Source organism: Streptococcus equi subsp. zooepidemicus, from assembly GCF_015689395.1.
Taxonomy (GTDB): Bacteria; Bacillota; Bacilli; order Lactobacillales; family Streptococcaceae; genus Streptococcus; species Streptococcus equi.
Genome location: NZ_CP065054.1, coordinates 1,355,871 through 1,374,295 on the forward strand (window position 1 = coordinate 1,355,871; position 18,425 = coordinate 1,374,295).

Sequence of the window (18,425 nt, forward strand, 5' to 3'; positions counted from 1 at the left end):
TGCAATCAGATGCCTTAACAATCAGCACTGGCTAACATAAGCCTGCTAAAAGCCCTGCATTTAGCTCATAGCTAGTGACTACGAGCTCGTTCCAGATCCTTTCTATAGTTTTAAAGAATTATCTTTTCGTTACTTTGTTTCTGAAATATGCTCTCTTTGCATCGCAGGCCATAAGGCCTGTCATCAGATTAGCAGTTCAAATGGATTTTCCATCAATTTTTTGAGATCAACCATGAATTTAGCACCATTCATGCCGTCCACCAGACGGTGGTCAATTGTCAGACACATTGCCATGATTGGACGTGCAACAATCTCACCATCGACCACTGTTGGGGTTGGAATGGTTGCCCCAATACCTAGAATAGCTGAATTAGGCTGATTGATAATTGGATTGAAGGTTTTGGTGCCAAACATACCCAGATTTGTGATGGAGAAGGTTGAGCCTGACATTTCGGCAGCCTTTAGCTTGCCTCCTTGAGCCTTTTTGATAACGTCCTTAGAAGCAAGGACAAACTCTGAGAGACTCATCTTATCTGCACCATGAACAACCGGCACAACTAGCCCATCATCAAGTCCTACAGCAATACCAAGGTTGACAAAGCGATGAAGCTCAATATCATTAGCATCATTAATCAATGACGCATTCATGTATTCGTGCTCTGGCTTCATCAAGGTCTTAACAACGGCTAAACCAATCAAATCAGTAAAGCTAACCTTTAGCCCTGTTTTAGCCATGATTGGGTCAATCAGCTTCTTACGCAAGGCAATCATTTCGGTCATGTCAATGTCATAATTAAGCGTAAAGGTTGGTGCTGTAAGGTAGGAATGTGTCATCCCCTTTGAAATAGCCTTACGCATAGCAGACATCTTCTTAATTTCAACACCCTCTGGAAGCTCCTTAGCAGGCTTTTCTTCAGCAATAGATGCTTTTTCCACAGCAGGTGCTGCTGCGCCAAGCACAGCCAAAATGTCCTCCTTAGTAATCTTGCCACCAATACCTGTTCCGACCACCGCTGCAAGGTCAACTCCCTTGTCGGCAGCTATCTTACGAGCAAGTGGCGTTGCCTTAGGCTGAGCTCCTTTGAAGCCTTCAACATCTTCTTTGTGGATACGGCCCTTTGGTCCTGTTCCTGGCACTTGGTTAAGCGTAATTCCCATGTCTAAGGCAGCCTTACGAGCAGCTGGCGTTGCGCGTACCTTTTCTCCGAAGGCTGGAGCGTTGGCAACTGATGCTACCTGAGGCGCTGTTGAGGCTGCTTCTTTCGGTACAGTTGTTGTATTAGCTTCTGCTGATGTTGGTACTGGAATTTCAGTTGTTTTTTTACTTGAAGCAGAGCCATCAACAGATTCACCCGCAGCACCAATATAGCCGATAACCTCAGTGACAGGGACTGTTTCACCTGCCTGGCGAGTGATTTTTAGAAGCACACCTGAGTCCTCTGCTTCAAGCTCCATATTTGTCTTGTCTGACATGATTTCCAGAAGAATGTCACCCTCGCTGACAGTGTCACCCTCCTGCTTTTTCCACTCGATGATCTCGCCTTCTTGCATGTCAACACCGAGCTTTGGCATTATAATTTCGACAGCCATATATTTCCTTTCGTTTAATCTCGCAGCTCATGATCTTAAGACCAGATACAGCTGCTGAAAAAAGGGATACTGTTTTATCAGCCTGATGAAGAAAGCCTCTAAGCTAAGACTTCCTTTACCATGCTAATTTCCCTTATTAACCATTTTTACAATAGCAGCCTTGATTTTAGCAACATCTGGTAAGATAGCTTGCTCAAGAACACGTGCATAAGGCACTGGTACGTCCTCACTAGCAAGACGCACAATTGGGTGATCAAGGTAATCAAAGGCTTCACTTTCAGTGACCATTGCTGCAATCTCACCGATAAAGCCACCAGTCTTATAGGCATCATTAACAAGCATAAGCTTCCCTGTCTTCTTAACAGAATTAATAATTAATTCCTTATCCAGCGGGATAAGAGTACGTGGATCAACAACCTCCACATTAATGCCGTCAGCTGCAAGCTCCTCAGCTGCCTGAAGGACACGCTCTAGCATACGTCCATAGGAAACAATAGTTACATCAGTCCCTTCACGCTTTATATCCCCCTTGCCAAGTGGGATATAAAAATCTGGATCCTGATTGACCTCTTCTTTTTTACCGTACAAGGCCTTAGGCTCCATGAAAATAACAATATTGTTATCACGAATAGCTGACTTTAAAAGTCCTTTTGCTTCGTTAGCATTTCCAGGTGCAACCACCTTGATCCCAGGAATATGCGTCAACCAAGCCTCAAGAGATTGCGAATGCTGAGCTGCAGATCCAATTCCTGAGCCAGAAGCAACACGAAAGGTTGCTGGTGTGATCAAGCCACCACCAAACATGTAGTTGTTTTTTGCCCCATTATTAACAATCGCATCAAGTGCAATGGTAATAAAGTCCATAAAAGTAAGGTCAACAATCGGACGAAGCCCTGTAATTGCTGAACCAATCGCTGCACCTGCAATAGCAGCCTCTGAAATCGGTGTATCCTTGACACGTTTGGCACCAAATTCCTCAATCATGCCAACAGAGGTACCAAAGTCTCCTCCGTAAACACCTACGTCCTCACCCATAAGGTAAATCGTGTCATCTTTGCGCATCTCCTCTGTCATGGCAAGATTGATAGCCTCACGCAAAGCCATTAATTTTGTTTCTGTCATTATTATCTCCTAATGTTTACAAAATAGAATTGTCACTGTTACTGTGAATAGATTTTTGCTCGATGTGCTAGCGAATCAGCTAGTCCACCCAAACGTCCTCAAAGGCTACTGAAATGTCTGGATCTGGACTATTTTGTGCAAACTCATAAGCAGCATCAATTTCTTGCTTGACCTGTGCTTGAATCGCATCTAATTCTTCATCTGTGACAATCCCTTCACCTGTTAGGTAGGCACGATACTTAAGCATTGGGTCCTTTTCCTTCCACTCATCAACCTCTTCTTTGGTGCGGTATTTACCGGCATCAGCAGTTGAATGACCAAACCAACGGTAAGACTCAACCTCAACAACAGCAGGACCATTGCCACCGCGAACATGCTCAACAGCCTTGCTCATGGTTTCATAAACTGCCATCACATCGTTGCCGTCCTCACAATAAAAGCCTGGAATACCATAAGCCTCAGCACGCGTGTAGAGGTGAGGTGTATTTGTGGCATTGTTAATGCTCATGGAAATCCCATAGCGGTTGTTAATGATAAAGAAAATCACAGGAAGCTTCCAAGTTGCTGCCATATTGACAGACTCATGGAAGGAGCCCTCATTTGTTGCGCCATCTCCAGAAAAGGCCACAACGATATTGTTGGTCCCCTTATATTGCTGTGTCAAGGCAGCACCTACCGCAAGGGCATAGCCACCTCCAACGATACCATTTGTTCCATAGTTTCCTTTTTCAAAATCAGCCAAGTGCATTGAGCCGCCGCGTCCCTTTGACACACCTGTTACCTTACCGGCTAGCTCAGCCATCATTTTATTGAGATCCATATCTTTAGCGATAGATTGCCCATGTCCGCGGTGGTTTGAAAAAATAATATCATCATAGGTCAAATGTGCCACAGCGCCAACGTTTGCTGCCTCCTCACCAACTGAGAAGTGTGTCATGCCCTGCACAAATCCACGACGGACAAGCTTATTAATACGTGAATCAAATTCACGAATACGCTCCATTTTAAGGAACATATCTAAATGTTGTTCTTTAGAAACTGTTACCATTTCGGCCTCCATATTATCATATTACCCCCTAATCATAAAACTTTTCTTCACAATTTGCAAGGATTTTAATCGCTTTCTTTGTGAGTATAAAAGCTTTTTTAATGCGTTTTAGTTTGTGATTTCACAAACTATATTGTTATAGCATCTGTTACATTTATATATAACAGATTGAAAAATGAATCAATTAATTGTCAGGGCTGCCGAGCACATATTAGCTTTGATAATCAGAAGTTAACACCACTTTTTAAGAGGAAAGCAGGCTCTAAAGGTTTTTGCTTCCGGCATAATCATAATCACCTGTCAAACAGGTGGTTTATCTGTTTGACTCCGATAGGGGCAAAACAAACTAAAAATGCCTGATTTCACCTGACAATCAGACATTTAAAAGCTTTAAAACACTAGGCTCAAGTCCTAAGTATAATCCTCTAAAAAGCCCACTATTTGGCATTATTCAAGAATAGCAAGGCAATTTCATTATCTCATCAGGCTACTCCAGCTGTCCTGCAATGTCCTCCCACTCCAGCAGCAAGGTCTCCTGTTTCTGATTAAGCTGATCCAGCTCTTTTTGCCAGTCTATCAGCTGAGTCGTATCATTTGACACTAACATTTGAGCTTCTATAGCCTTAGCCTTTGCTTCCAGCTCTTCTAAGGTCTGCTCAATCTCCTCAAAGCGTCTTGTTAAGCGACGGTATTCCTTTTGGCTGGCCTTTTGAAGCTGATAATCAGTTACAGCAGCTTCTGCTACATCAGTCTCTACTACGTGATCTGCAGCAGCTAGACGGGCTAATTCCTCCTGCTCTGCCTTTTTTTCTACATAATAGTCGTAGTCCCCCAGATAGAGTGTTGAGCCTGCTTCAGTTATTTCTAAAACCTTAGTGGCCACTCGGTTGATAAAATACCTGTCATGACTAACAAACAACAAGGTCCCATCAAAGTCAATCAAGGCATTTTCTAGAACCTCTTTGCTATCAATATCCAGGTGGTTGGTTGGCTCATCTAGAATCAGAAAATTGTCCTTTTTCATAGATAATTTTGCTAAGAGCAGCCGAGCCTTTTCGCCCCCCGATAGCATGGTCACAGACTTTTTGACGTCCTCACCAGAAAAGAGAAAGGCACCTAAGCGGCTGCGGATCTCAAGCTCAGCTGTCGTTGGGAAATCACGCCAAAGCTCCTCCAATACAGAATTACTACCAGTCAGATGAGATTGCGTTTGGTCATAATAGCCTGTTTCAACATTAGTCCCATAATGGCATGTCCCTTTAATCAAAGGAATCTCTCCAATAATGGATTTGAGTAGGGTTGACTTGCCAATACCATTTGGCCCAACAATAGCGATTGCATCTAACCTACGGACATCTAGATGAATTGGCTCAGCTAAAATGTGGTCATTGTAGCCAATAGCTGCGTCTGTCACCTGCAAAACAACATTTCCTGAGGGCTTATCAATCTGAAAAGTCATACTAGCTGATTTGCGAGAGCTGCTTGGCTTGTCTAAGCGTTCTAGCTTTTCTAGCTGCTTGCGTCTTGCCTGAGCACGCTTGGTCGTTGACGCTCGAACAATGTTTTTTTGGACAAAATCCTCTAGCTTAGCAATCTCTTTTTGCTGCTTGTCATAATGCTTCTCTTCTGCTGCAAGCTTTTCAGCCTTTAAATCAATAAAGCGTGAGTAATTACCAACATAGCGGTCTAAGCTATTTTTAGTCAGATCAAGTGTGATGGTTGCGACCTTATCCAAGAAATAGCGGTCATGACTGACAATGATCAAGGCTCCCTGATAATTTGCCAGATAATGCTCCAGCCAGGCAATGGTTTCAATATCTAAATGGTTGGTCGGCTCATCAAGCACCAATAGCTCTGGCTTTTCTAGTAGCATTTTTGCCAGGGCCAAACGGGTATTTTGCCCACCAGAAAGCTCTGAGATTTTCATTTCCCACATGCTTTCGTCAAACTTAAAGCCATTTAAAATAGCTCGAATATCTGACTCATAGGTGAAGCCATTTCGCAAGCGAAAGCTTTCTGACAGCCGGTCATAGTCTGACATGAGCTGGTCCAGAGCTTGCCCTGATCGACTGGCCATATCAGCCTCCATTTGCCTTAGTCGCTGCTCATCAGCTCTCAGATCAGCAAATACCCTTAGCATTTCCTGATAAATGGTCTTGTCAGACTCAAATCGGCTATTTTGTGCCAAATAAGATAGGGTTAAGTCCCTTTTTCGATTAACCTCACCGCTAGTTGGCTCTTCTTCTCCAACTAAAATCTTAAGAAGGGTTGATTTGCCAGCACCATTTGGCCCAACCAAGGCAATGCGATCACGTTCACCAACCTGCAGCGATAGGTTTTGAAAAAGCACCTCTCCTGAAAAAGAGCGCTCAATGTTATTTCCTTGTAATATAATCATACCCTTATTGTAGCAAAAAAATGCCCTTTTTGGGGGCACTTTTAGTTATTTTTACAGCTCTTTACAGGTAAGATAGGACTCATCAACAGGCTAAAGACATAGGCCTTAGGCTAACACTGCTGATCACCCTTAGTGGTACTTATCTGATGAGACAAACTGCTGCTTGAAAAACCAGTGGGTTGACCTGTTAGCCTATCTAGCAATCGCACCACCTGCTCAGTTATGCTTGAAATGCTATTAGCCAGTGAGGAATCACTATGGTTTGAATAATAAATCAAGCCAAAAATAAGTAATACACATACTATTAGGGTCTGCAAACAGCCTCTGACAAGCTGCCAAACAAGCTTCAGCAGAAGTCTTGGCAGCCATAAGAGGATAGTCAGTAGTTTTTTCATCATAATAAGTCTAAATTCTTTTGTTTAGGATAGCCTTTCTTCCTTGTGGTAAGCAATCGGCAGCCAATCTAATAGGGCCTCTAGCTGCTGATTCCAATAATACCATTCGTGCCTGCCATGATCCTTACGATAATCAATAGTCAAGCCAAGCCTTCTCAACTCAGCAACTGCCTTTTCATTGGCTTCAAACAAAAAGTCCTCATAGCCACACCAAGCGTATAGCTGGGTTTGACCGTCACTTTCTGCTGCTATGCTTGTCAAATAATGCTTTTCAATATCAGGAGCATTCAAATCTCCAAAAACACCCTGCCAATAAGGCAGCTCACCTATACCTTGCTGTAATAGCATTTCCGGCGAAAAATGCAAGGCTCCCGAAAAAGAAGCAGCATAGGAAAACCGATTGCTTTTTAAAGCCCATTTAAAGGCACCATAGCCTCCCATTGACAGCCCAGCAACAAATGTTTTTTCACGCTTAGTGGTCATATTAGGAAAGAAAGAAGCTAATAGCCGAGGAAGTTCCTCTGCAATAGCTTGGTAATAATTCATACCGTAGGTGGTATCGGTATACCAGCCTAAATCAGTCGATGGCATCACTACGATTAAATTGGTATGGCGAAGCAGCCTTTCAATATTAGTCCGCTTTTGCCAAGAATTTTCATTTCCTCCCATACCATGTAACAGATAAAGAACTGGAATATCTTGGTCGCCTTGCTCTTCTGGGCTAAGCTCAGACTGATCAGGGTAGATTACCTTGACATGCCTTTCCATAGCCAAGACCTCTGAATGATACTCAATGCTAATACTTGCCATCAGCTCACCTCCTTTTTAATATCACCAAAGCATAAGGAAAGCCCACTCTTAGGACCTAAAGGCCAGATTCTATTTGACCAGCTTTTAGGCAGGGCTGTATCTGTATTAACGGACCTCCATGACGACCGGAAGAATAGCTGGCCGACGCTTGGTCTGCTCAAATAAAAATCTTGAGAGCTCCTCTCTAACAGAGCCTTTCAATTCACTCCAATCAAAATGATCCCCTTGCAGATAATTGCCAACTGTTGTGTTGACCAATTCAGCACTTTCTCGTAAAATATCTCTGCTCTTTTTCACATAGACAAATCCGCGAGTGTTGACCTTAGCCTTAGAGATAATACGTTTTTCTTTTTTAGATACTGTGATCGCAACAATAAAAATACCATCCTCTGATAAGACCTTACGGTCTCTCAAAACAATATTGCCAACATCACCAATGGCATTTCCATCAATCATCACATCACTAGCAGGAACCGCACCCTCGTGTAAGAAGCCTTCCTCATCAAGCACCATGATGTCACCACGCTTCATAATATGAATATTCTCAGGTAGCATACCAGCCTCCTCAGCTAAATGAGCATGAGCAGCTAGATCGCGGTATTCACCTTGAATCGGGAACAGGTATTTTGGTTTGACGAGATTAATCATCAGCTGCAGGTCACGCGCATTGGCATGTCCAGAAACACGTAAATGCTGCGTGATGAGCTTAACAGATCCACCTGCTTTATAGATAAGGTTTTCAACACGAGCAACCATTGCTTCCTTGGCAGCGCTTGGCGTTGTGACAATGTAAACCAGATCTCCGTCCTTGATTTGCACGTGGCGATGACGCCCTATTGCCATTTTCTGTAGGCTATTAATCGGCTCACCCATACGTCCAGCCTCCAGAACAATCAATTCGTGATCCTCAAACTTAGACATATCCTTTGGCTTGATTAATAGCTTTTCATCAGCAATCACTAGCTTTTTAAGACGAAGTGCTGTTCTGACAATATTTTCAGCGTCAGTACCTGTCAGTACCACTCGCCTGCTATAGGCTGCTGCAGAATCAAAGACCTGCTGGATACGAACAAGATTTGAAGCGACAGCTGCAATGATAATCCGCCCGTCGGCATGAGCAATCACCTTATCCATCTCCTCGCCAACCTCAGCTTCGCTGGCAGTCTGCTCATTGCTTGTGGCATTGGCCGAGTCAGCTAATAGAGCTAACACCCCTTCTTTTCCAATGTCTGCCAAGCGAGCTAGGTCTGTCTGATAGCCCTCACGCGAAGCCTGGTCAAACTTGAAATCACCTGTATAGACAATATTCCCCTTATCGGTTCCAATAACCACGCCTAAACTTTCAGGAATAGAATGTGTTGTCTTAAAGAAGGAAACCAAGCCATCTTTAAATTCAATTTCTGTGTCACTGTCAACCACATGGAAATTTTTAAATCTCTTGGTGCTATTATTGGCCTTGACAAACAATTTTGCTAGCTCAATGGTCAATTCTGAACCAAATACTGGCACTGGAACCTCCGCCAACAGGTAAGGCAAGGCTCCGATAGCATCAGCATGCCCATGACTTAAAAAGACCCCCTGAACCTTGTCCTTGTTTTCAATTACATAATCAAGACTTGGAATTACCAAATCTACACCTAGCTGTTCTGTTTCAGGGTATTTCAAGCCAGCATCTAAAATGAACATGGAATCGTTAATTTCTACTAGATAGAAGTTTTTCCCGTACTCACGTACGCCTCCTAATGCAATAATGTTTATATCAGTCATGATACTCCTTTTTTTATATTAGTTATTACAAACGGTCCTTACTGGGTAAGTCGAATTACTGTCTTGCAGCTAAGCTGCACTCTTTTACAGTATATCATATTTTAGGGCTTATTACCTCAAATTGCCTTGAGACTTTCTCAATCTTTTCAATAGATTATCAAAAAAGCCAAGGGAAGGCTTTCATTCCAATGGCTTTTAGAGTATTTATTTTAGTCAAAAAGTTGGTAATAGTCAGCAATGGTCATTTGAGATTTTCTCTTCTGATCAAGGTCTTGAATGATTTTACCATTTTTCATCACAATCAGGCGATTACCATAGTTAAGAGCGTCCTCCATGTGATGCGTTATCATCAAGGCTGTCAAGCGATCCTTAGCTACAAAATCATCAGTCAAGGCCATTAAGGCTTGGCTGGTCTTAGGGTCTAGCGCTGCAGTATGCTCATCTAATAGTAAAAGCTCTGGTCTTTTTAGGGTTGCCATGAGTAAGCTAAGGGCCTGTCTTTGACCGCCTGATAAGAGACCAGTCGGAGTCTCCAGATGATTTTCCAAGCCATTTCCAACTCGCTTGACCAAGTCAGCAAAGTCTGCCATATAATGGCTAATTCTGCGTGATGACAAGCCTCGCCTTTCCCCTCTTTGCCTTGCAATCAAAAGGTTTTCAGCTACTGTCATTCGAGGTGCTGTTCCCATTTTAGGATCCTGAAAAACACGTGATAGGTAGCTAGCTCTTTTTTCTGCTGGCAGGTGCGTCACATCATGTCCTAAAAGCTTAATTTGACCCTTGCTTAACAATAGCGTCCCAGCAATCACATTAAAAAGGGTTGATTTACCAGCACCATTCCCACCAAGAATCGTTAAAAAATCATGCTCATAAATGGTCAAGGAAACATCATCTAAAATAGCCTTAGTCTCATCAAAGCCATTATTGACTTCGACAGTAGCGTGAATTAATTCAATAATTTTTCTCATCGTGATAAGCTAGCCTCCTTAATAATTGCTTTTTTTAGCACAGGCACCATCAGGCAAAGCGCTAATATAATGGCACTAAATAGCTTAAGATAATTCGTATTAAAGCCAAGGGCAATAACTACTGAGATTAAAAATTGATACAGGATAGAACCAACCACAATGGCTATCAAGCGCTCAAGCAGGGTTAGGCCTGTAGAATATAAAACCTCACCAACAATAATACTCGCAAGGCCAATAACAATCACACCGATCCCCTTTGAAACATCAGCATAGCCATCTTGCTGACTAACCAAGGCACCAGATAAGGCTATCAAGGCATTAGAGATTGCTAAGCCCATAAGCTCCATACGATCAGTATGAATCCCAAAGCTCTTAGCCATATCCCGATTATCTCCTGTGGCAATATAAGCCTGACCAATATTGGTGTAAAGGAAATACATTAACAAAAAAATCACCAATGTAGCTACAACCAAGCCAGCTACCAACACATTGGTGTCAACTGCAAAGGGAAGGTAGTCCTGAATGCGCTTGATATCATGCAAGCCCAAATTGGCCCTGCCCATAACCATAAGCATAATAGAATGGCAGGAGGTCATGACTAGTATGCCGGCAAGAAGTGTTGGTATCTTTCCTTTTGTGTATAACAGGCCTGTGGCGAAGCCTGCCAAGGCGCCTGCCAGCATAGCAGCCAGAGTAGCTAAGATAGGGTTTAAACCAAGATTGAGCAGGGTCACTGCTACAGCGCCTCCTAAAGGAAAGGATCCTTCTGTTGTCATATCTGGAAAATTCAATATTCTAAAGGTCAGGTAAATCCCCAAGCCAAGAATTCCCCATAACAAGCCTTGTGATACAGATGAAATAATCATATGAACTCCTTTTCTATTGCTTACCTGTAAGGTCAGAACGCTTCAGCAGGTCTTTTGAGATCATAAGACCTAAATCCCTTGCTGCCTTTAGATTTAAAAATGGCTTACCGTCATCAACTACCTCGACAGGAACCTCTGATACCTCTTTTCCAGCCATAAGCTGCAGCACCTGCCTAGCTGTCTCAACTCCTAATTGGTATTGACTTTGTGAAATAGAAGCAAGACTCCCTTGCTCAACCATTGTATCAACACTTGAGTAGACCGGAAGCTGTGCTGCATTTGAGGCAGCAATCACCGCTGAAAAGGCACTGGCAATAGTATTATCCTGTGGGATAAAAATAGCATCTACCTTCTCAGTCATCACAGACATGGTCGTGGTAACCTCATTTGTTGAGGGGACAGCGTAGGCTAAAACCTCCAAGCCTTGCTTTTCTGCAAGGGCTGTAAAGTCCTTGACCTGTGATATTGAATTGTCCTCACTGCTTGCATAAAGGACACCGACCCTTTTGACCTGAGGGGTCATCTCCTTGATTAGATCAACCGTCTGTCGAACAGGAACCTTATTTGATAAGCCAGTAACATTTGCCTCAGGCCTGTCTAAGTGCTTGACTAATTTAGCACCAACTGGATCAGAAATAGCTGACATCACAACCGGAATAGTCTTGGTCGCTGCTGCTAATCCTTGAGCTGCAGGCGTTGCGATGCCAACAACAATATCGTTTGTTTTGACCAGCTGCTTGCTCATGGTCTGAATCTTACTTTGATCTCCTTCTGCATTCATAAGGGTAATGCTGACCTTTTGCTCTGGCTGATGATGCTTCTTTAGCTCGTCTTTAATGCCCTGTGCAATCTGGTCAAGCGCCTCATGAGTAACCAGCTGCAATATACCAACCTTAACCACACGCTTGCTGGCTAACTGTGGCTGTTTTTTGCCCTCTTTTAGCACTAGCGAAGCAGCAACCATTAAAAAGAGTGCAATGACTGTTACGATAAGACCTTTATGTTTCATGTTCTACCTCTTAATTTCCATTCTTACTCCGTTGCTAACATTTAGAGTACTCACAAAAAGAAAAAACGCTTAGTAATCAGCTACTAGGCGCTTTTTTTGAAATCCAATGTCAGCGCATAGATACCTTTTTAGAAGTACTCTAAAAGTCGTATCTATGCTAACCCATAAACACAACTTTATCTATGCCAGCTTTGCCAATTTATCATATGCTGTGTTTGCTTCATCTTGGATTTCCTTTCTTGTTTTTTTACATTATAACCTAAAAGCTCAAAAATACAAGAGCATTTGAACATATTTTTCCATTATTTTTTGTGGTATAATGAAAGAATTAGAACTCAGGAGGGAGAAACTATGTCATTTGACGGCTTTTTCTTACATCATTTAACTCAAGAGCTCAACCATAGTATTGTTAATGGGCGCATTCAAAAAGTCAATCAACCCTTTGATAATGAGTTGGTTCTGACTATCCGTAACCATCGCCAAACTTACAAGCTCTTGCTCTCAGCTCATCCGGTTTTTGGACGCATTCAACTGACCCAAACAGACTTTCAAAATCCTCAATTTCCCAATACCTTTACCATGATCATGCGCAAATACCTTCAAGGAGCTATCATTGAAGGCTTTGAGCAGATTGATAATGACCGCATCATCGAAATGACCGTCTCTAACAAAAATGAGATTGGCGATGCCATAAAGACGACATTGATCATCGAAATTATGGGCAAGCACAGCAATATTATTCTGGTTGACCGTCATGAAAACAAAATTATCGAGTCTATCAAGCACGTCGGCTTTTCCCAAAATTCCTACCGGACTATTTTACCAGGATCAGCCTATATCGAGCCTCCGAAAACAGCTACTGTCAATCCTTTTACGATCTCAGATATCGCTTTATTTGAAATCTTACAAACACAGGAGTTATCTGCTAAAAATCTTCAAAAGCATTTCCAAGGTCTTGGCCGAGATACCGCACAAGAGCTATCCAGTCTCCTGACAACTGATAAGCTAAAACGGTTTAGAGACTTTTTTCAAAGACCTAGTCAGCCAAGTCTAACTCAGACCTCCTTTGCTCCAGTTGCCTTCTCAAACACACAGAAGACCTTCCAGGATCTGTCCCAGCTGTTAGATTATTATTATCATGACAAGGCTGAGAGAGATCGTATCAACCAGCAGGCCAGTGACCTGATCCACCGCGTTCAAAACGAATTGGAAAAAAATCGCAGCAAACTGATCAAGCAAGAGGCTGAGCTACTAGCCACTGAAAATGCGGAGGACTTTCGCCAAAAGGGTGAACTCTTAACAACCTATCTGAGCTTGGTGCCAAATGATCAGGATTCAGTTGAGCTTGATAACTACTACACCGGTCAAAAAATAACCATTGCACTTGACAAGGCATTGACTCCCAATCAAAATGCTCAACGTTATTTTAAAAAATATCAAAAATTAAAAGAAGCTGTCAAGCACCTCTCAGGTCTCATTGCTGACACACAACAAACCATCGCTTATTTTGAAAGCGTTCATTACAATCTATCTCAGGCAACGATTGATGAGATTGAGGATATTCGAGAAGAGCTTATTCAGGCTGGATTTGTAAAAAGCCGTAAGCACAGCAAGCACCACAAACGTAAAAAGCCAGAGCAATACCTGGCTTCAGATGGCAAAACAATTATTATGGTCGGACGTAACAATCTGCAAAATGAGGAATTAACCTTTAAAATGGCCAAAAAAGGCGAGCTCTGGTTTCATGCTAAGGATATTCCCGGCAGCCATGTGATCATTAAGGACAATCTAAGCCCAAGCGACGAGGTCAAAACGGATGCTGCTGAATTGGCGGCCTATTATTCTAAAGCCAGATTTTCCAATCTCGTTCAGGTGGACATGATTGAAGCCAAAAAGCTGCATAAGCCAAGCGGTGCAAAGCCTGGCTTTGTCACCTATACAGGACAAAAGACACTAAGAGTGACACCTACAGAAAGCAAAATTCAAGCCATGAAGTGCTCCTCTTCTGCCTCTTCCTCATAAGACTAACAACAATAAAGATAAAAAAGCTACAGCCTCACACTTGGAGATAAGTCCAGTTTTAAAGCTGTAGCTTTTTGTTAATCATCTCTCAAATCATCTAAGAAGCCTTGCATATGAATATCATCTGGAACCTGCTGCAAATACCTTTTTGCCTGCTTAACTGCCTGATCAGTATAGCCGAATTCCCTTAATAAATAAGCATAATCCTGTAAAAAGTCAGGATTTTCTTTTAGGTCTCCTTCGATATCTTTATAGATAGTGAGGGCTTTTTCTTGCTGCTCCAGAGCCTGATAGGCCTTGGCAAGGTTCCATTTAGTTAGCACATGATCAATCTCCTCATGCTCAAGAGCAATGACCTCCTCAAAACGCTCCATATCCAAGTACAGGCTAGATAAGCGCATGATGACCTCTTCGTCATCAACAGCTACTTCCTTGGCCCTGAGCAAATACTGCTCTGAGCCAGCTGGATCATGCAATTCAAAGGCAAGCTGTGAAGCAAGCAACAGCAGCTGGGGGTCAAAGGCATTTTTACGCAGACCCTGCTGAACTAGGCGTAAGGCCTCTTCTGTCCGATGCTCCTCACGCAAGCTCATGGCATAGGGGTACTCGTAGCCTAAAAAGTCTGCATTCATCGTTTCTAATTGCTTGAAATAGAGATTGGCCTTTTGGTAAGCAGCCTGATCATATAAAATCGTCGCCAGCTCAAACACTGTCTCATCGTCATACTCAATGGCAAGAGCCTTTTCAAGAAACTCTACAGCAGCTTCAAATTTCCCTAAATAAGCATAGGCACGCCCTATGCGCTGGTAGGTTGAGATACCTGTCAGCTCAAGAATGTGACGATTATCAAGCCTAGCATATTGCTCAATAGCCTCGCTAAAGTGCTCCAGAGACATCTCAATTTCGGCCAAGCCAAAGATCACTATCGGCTCCTGACTCAATTCAGCTGCTTGAAGCAGCTTCTCACGCGCCACATCAGTTAGCCCCTCCAAATCATAAAGATCAGCCATGACGAGCAGAGCAGACAAATAATCAGCACTATCCTCTGGAATCCTATCAAGGTACATAAAGGCCTCTTCAATGACATTATCCTCAGCTGCAATCTGAGCAAGATTAATATTGACCTCCGGATAAGCCTCACAGACCTGCAAATAAATCGTCTTAGCATGCAGTAAAAAACCAATACTCTCTAGGTATTCTGCCAAAGCCAGCAAGGTCTCAGCATCGTCCTCCTGCAAGGCTCTTTGAAAATAGCTTTCTGCCTGCTCTAAATCCTGTTGCTCTAGTGAAGCAATCATTTTTTCACTATTTAACATCTTCAGCGACCCTCTCAGCTTCTGTAGGCTCTTCCTCATACAGGCCTGTAATATCCTTGTACCAATCAAATAGCTCCTTCACAACAACCTTAACAGAAGCATAAACTGGAATGACAAGAAAGACACCCCAGACCCCAAACATTGACCCTGCTGTCAATAATAAAAACATAATCGTAATCGGGTGAATGCTCAGCTTATTTCCAAGCACTAGCGGCGCGACAAAACGTCCTTCAATCGTTTGTTCAATGACAAAAATAATCAACACCTTGATCAGCATCAAGGGTCCTTGCACCATTCCCATAATCACTACAGGAATCATGGCCAAAAAGCTCCCCAGATAAGGAATCATATTAAGAAAGCCTGCAATAATACCAAAGGTAATAGAATAGTTCAAACCAACAAGGCTAAACATCACTGAAAACATAAGACCAACCACAATCGCAACGGTCACCTGTCCCTGCACATAGCCAGATAATTGCTTATTGATTTCTCCTAAGACACGTGCCATAGGCTGGCGCAGCTTAATCGGAAGCACATTGACCAAACCATTTTTCATATGGCCACTGTCACGCAGAAAATAAAAGAGAATAAAAGGTGACATGATGATTGCAACAGTAATACGGGCAATAGCTCCAGCAAAATTTCCTGCCCAATCAATAGCATTTTTAGAGAAGCTTTGCGCATAATCTAGAGCCTTTTGGCTCATGCTTGTCAGCATATCCTGCAGGTTGGACCTGTAGCTAACCAGCCATTCGTTTTCAAGTAGCTTATTAGCCTCTAGATTGACCTTGGCAACATATTTGGGAAGGTCTTCGACAAAGCTCCTTAGCTGGTCTTGAATCATAGGAATAAAGCCAGAAATAGCCCAGAAAAATAGGAGAATTACTAAGCCAAAGACAATAAAAATAGAGGCTGTGCGATTTGGACCTAGCTTCTCAACCATATCAACTAATGGCTTGGTCAAATAATACAGGATAGTTGAGATAACCAGCGGCAGCATGATAATGGCCAAAAATGACAAAATCGGTGTGAAGAGGAAGGATATTTTTGTAAAGACAAAAATAGTCAGAAAAACCAGCAGCGTGATTAACAAAACCATCACCGCCTGATTATTTAAAAACCATTTGTAAAATAGACTATCATGATGATTAGGCTTAGAATGCAATGACATTAATGGTATCGTCCTTTCTTAATTGTGGCATCATTCTGATGAGAGCTTTTAGGTTAGTTGACTTAATAAAAGGTGACTGTTTTTTCCACCAGCTTGTTGTGGTCATCATACCTAAATTTAGCAGAAAAAAACGGCCGGTCTTCCAATATCCATTTGAAAATGTCGTAATCTCCCTCCCAGGTTGGCTTTTCCAGCACCTGATCATAGGGAACCCATTCTAGGGTCCCTTCTCTGGATTCCTCATCAGCAATTAAGTCACCTTCAAAGTCTGTCACCTTAAACACGTAAGTATACCAATCATGCCCTGGTGTAAAATCAGGAAAGGTAATCACTCCCTTAAAGTCCATCGCTTTTACCTGCAAGTGAGTTTCCTCTAAGATTTCACGTCTGGCACAGTCATCAGGGGATTCGCCTGGATCTAATTTGCCACCAACTGAAATCCACTTGCCTTGGTGAACATCGTTTTCCTTCTTGTTGCGATGCAGCAGCAATAAAGCCTCACCGTTATCAATATAACAAATCGTTGCTAACTTAGTCATTCATACCCTTCCTTTGTTTAGTTGTTACTATTATACCAATCTCTGAGAAATATGCCATCATTTTATCATTTAAGCACATCAAACAAGAAAACCACAATCACTACAACTCTTAGCCCTGTACTAGCAAAAAAGCCTTGATAAGGCAACGTCTGCTGACTCATCAAGACTTATCACTATTTAACGAATCACTTCCTGTGTCTTAGCGTAATTGGCTTCAACTGCTTCTTTTTCGGAACGCCACCAATCCTGATGATCAGTATACCATTGGATCGTTTGCTCAAGTCCTTCTGAAAAATCAGTAAACTGTGGCTCCCAGCCAAGCTCCTGACGAAGCTTTGTCGAATCAATAGCGTAGCGTAAATCGTGGCCTGCACGATCTGTCACATGGTCATAAGCGTCCTTAGGCTGCCTCATTTTATCCAGAATTAATTCCAGCACTTCCTTATTATTTTTTTCGCCGTCAGCTCCAATAAGGTAGGTCTCACCAATACGTCCCTTGGTCAAAATGGCCCAAACACCAGTTGAGTGGTCATTGGTGTGAATCCAGTCACGAACATTCTTTCCTTCACCATACAATTTTGGCTTGATACCAGACAAGATATTAGTGATCTGACGAGGGATAAATTTCTCAATATGCTGGTAGGGACCATAATTATTTGAACAGTTTGAAATGGTTGCCTTCACGCCAAAGGAGCGAACCCAGGCCTTAACAATCAAATCAGAGGCTGCCTTGGTTGATGAATAAGGTGATGACGGATTATAGTTAGTCTCAGCGGTGAATTTTTCACCTGGCCCCTCACCATGTCCTGGCAAATCCTCACGCAGTGGTAGATCCCCATAAACCTCATCAGTGGACACATGATGGAAGCGAATGTCATATTTACGAGCCGCCTCTAAGAGTGTATAAGTCCCAACGAAGTTCGTGTAAATAAATGGACTTGGGTCATTGAGTGAATTATCATTGTGGCTTTCAGCAGCATAGTGGACAATAGCATCTGCCTTAGCGGCCAGCTTATCTACCAATTCAGCATCAGCAATGTCACCAACAACCAACTCCACGCGATCACCCAAAATCTCCTCAAGGTTGGCACGATTGCCAGCGTAGGTGAGCTTATCCAAAACAGTTACGTGAACCTCTGGGTGATGGTTGTAAACATAATGTACGAAGTTTGAACCGATAAAGCCAGCGCCACCGGTAACAATAATGTTTTTATATTCAGACATGTTTTTTCTTTTCCTTTGTTTTCAGCTATCAGCACTCAAAATGCAGCTTAATCCGACAGGCAAGCTCAGCTACCAGTGAAAACAGCGATTAAGCTGCCTCACCTCATTGCTCCTACCATCCATAAGGTCCTTCCTATCAGAAGGATACAGAGACACTCCCATCAAAAGCCATAGCTTATT

Annotated in this window: 14 protein-coding genes; 1 reads left to right on the plus strand and 13 read right to left on the minus strand. The window is 42.6% G+C overall.

Annotation, left to right across the window (positions count from 1 at the left end):
* Positions 1-183 precede the first annotated feature (183 nt).
* The 9 genes from I2432_RS06455 to trpX all read right to left on the minus strand — a co-directional run bounded on the left by I2432_RS06455 (position 184) and on the right by trpX (position 11,973).
* Positions 184-1,590, minus strand: coding sequence for a dihydrolipoamide acetyltransferase (locus tag I2432_RS06455; protein WP_043030957.1), 1,407 nt, complete (start codon positions 1,588-1,590; stop codon positions 184-186).
* 123 nt (positions 1,591-1,713) lie between these two features.
* Positions 1,714-2,712, minus strand: coding sequence for an alpha-ketoacid dehydrogenase subunit beta (locus tag I2432_RS06460; protein ID WP_024273192.1), 999 nt, complete (start codon positions 2,710-2,712; stop codon positions 1,714-1,716).
* Positions 2,713-2,791: 79 nt separating this feature from the next.
* Positions 2,792-3,760 (minus strand): thiamine pyrophosphate-dependent dehydrogenase E1 component subunit alpha, encoded by a 969-nt coding sequence (locus tag I2432_RS06465; protein ID WP_037581977.1) that lies wholly within the window; start codon positions 3,758-3,760, stop codon positions 2,792-2,794.
* A gap of 487 nt (positions 3,761-4,247) precedes the next feature.
* On the minus strand, positions 4,248-6,158 hold the full coding sequence (gene abc-f / locus I2432_RS06470) for a ribosomal protection-like ABC-F family protein (RefSeq protein WP_138119448.1): 1,911 nt from the start codon (positions 6,156-6,158) through the stop codon (positions 4,248-4,250).
* A 419-nt stretch (positions 6,159-6,577) separates the two neighbouring features.
* Positions 6,578-7,363, minus strand: a complete 786-nt coding sequence (locus I2432_RS06475) for an alpha/beta hydrolase (protein WP_042670811.1) — start codon at positions 7,361-7,363, stop codon at positions 6,578-6,580.
* A 105-nt stretch (positions 7,364-7,468) separates the two neighbouring features.
* Positions 7,469-9,130: a ribonuclease J gene (locus tag I2432_RS06480; protein WP_206158674.1), complete on the minus strand. Its 1,662-nt coding sequence runs from the start codon at positions 9,128-9,130 to the stop codon at positions 7,469-7,471.
* A gap of 209 nt (positions 9,131-9,339) precedes the next feature.
* On the minus strand, positions 9,340-10,098 hold the full coding sequence (locus tag I2432_RS06485; RefSeq protein WP_012677767.1) for an ABC transporter ATP-binding protein: 759 nt from the start codon (positions 10,096-10,098) through the stop codon (positions 9,340-9,342).
* On the minus strand, positions 10,095-10,964 hold the full coding sequence (locus tag I2432_RS06490; protein ID WP_138119450.1) for an ABC transporter permease: 870 nt from the start codon (positions 10,962-10,964) through the stop codon (positions 10,095-10,097). Before I2432_RS06490 ends, I2432_RS06485 begins: the two co-directional genes overlap by 4 nt.
* A 13-nt stretch (positions 10,965-10,977) precedes the next feature.
* Positions 10,978-11,973: a tryptophan ABC transporter substrate-binding protein gene (trpX, locus tag I2432_RS06495; protein ID WP_111690217.1), complete on the minus strand. Its 996-nt coding sequence runs from the start codon at positions 11,971-11,973 to the stop codon at positions 10,978-10,980.
* A gap of 351 nt (positions 11,974-12,324) precedes the next feature.
* Between trpX and I2432_RS06500 the strand changes: the two genes are divergently transcribed.
* On the plus strand, positions 12,325-13,995 hold the full coding sequence (locus tag I2432_RS06500) for an Rqc2 family fibronectin-binding protein (protein ID WP_206152472.1): 1,671 nt from the start codon (positions 12,325-12,327) through the stop codon (positions 13,993-13,995).
* A gap of 77 nt (positions 13,996-14,072) precedes the next feature.
* Here the strand turns inward: I2432_RS06500 and I2432_RS06505 are convergent, their stop codons facing one another.
* The 4 genes from I2432_RS06505 to rfbB form a co-directional block, all read right to left on the minus strand.
* Complete coding sequence (locus tag I2432_RS06505; protein WP_138119452.1) at positions 14,073-15,311, minus strand: tetratricopeptide repeat protein; 1,239 nt, start codon at positions 15,309-15,311, stop codon at positions 14,073-14,075.
* Positions 15,301-16,482 (minus strand): AI-2E family transporter, encoded by a 1,182-nt coding sequence (locus I2432_RS06510; RefSeq protein ID WP_012679733.1) that lies wholly within the window; start codon positions 16,480-16,482, stop codon positions 15,301-15,303. Before I2432_RS06510 ends, I2432_RS06505 begins: the two co-directional genes overlap by 11 nt.
* 62 nt (positions 16,483-16,544) lie before the next feature.
* Positions 16,545-17,021, minus strand: coding sequence for an NUDIX hydrolase (locus tag I2432_RS06515; protein ID WP_043030971.1), 477 nt, complete (start codon positions 17,019-17,021; stop codon positions 16,545-16,547).
* A gap of 177 nt (positions 17,022-17,198) precedes the next feature.
* On the minus strand, positions 17,199-18,245 hold the full coding sequence (gene rfbB / locus I2432_RS06520; protein WP_206158675.1) for a dTDP-glucose 4,6-dehydratase: 1,047 nt from the start codon (positions 18,243-18,245) through the stop codon (positions 17,199-17,201).
* Positions 18,246-18,425 lie beyond the last annotated feature (180 nt).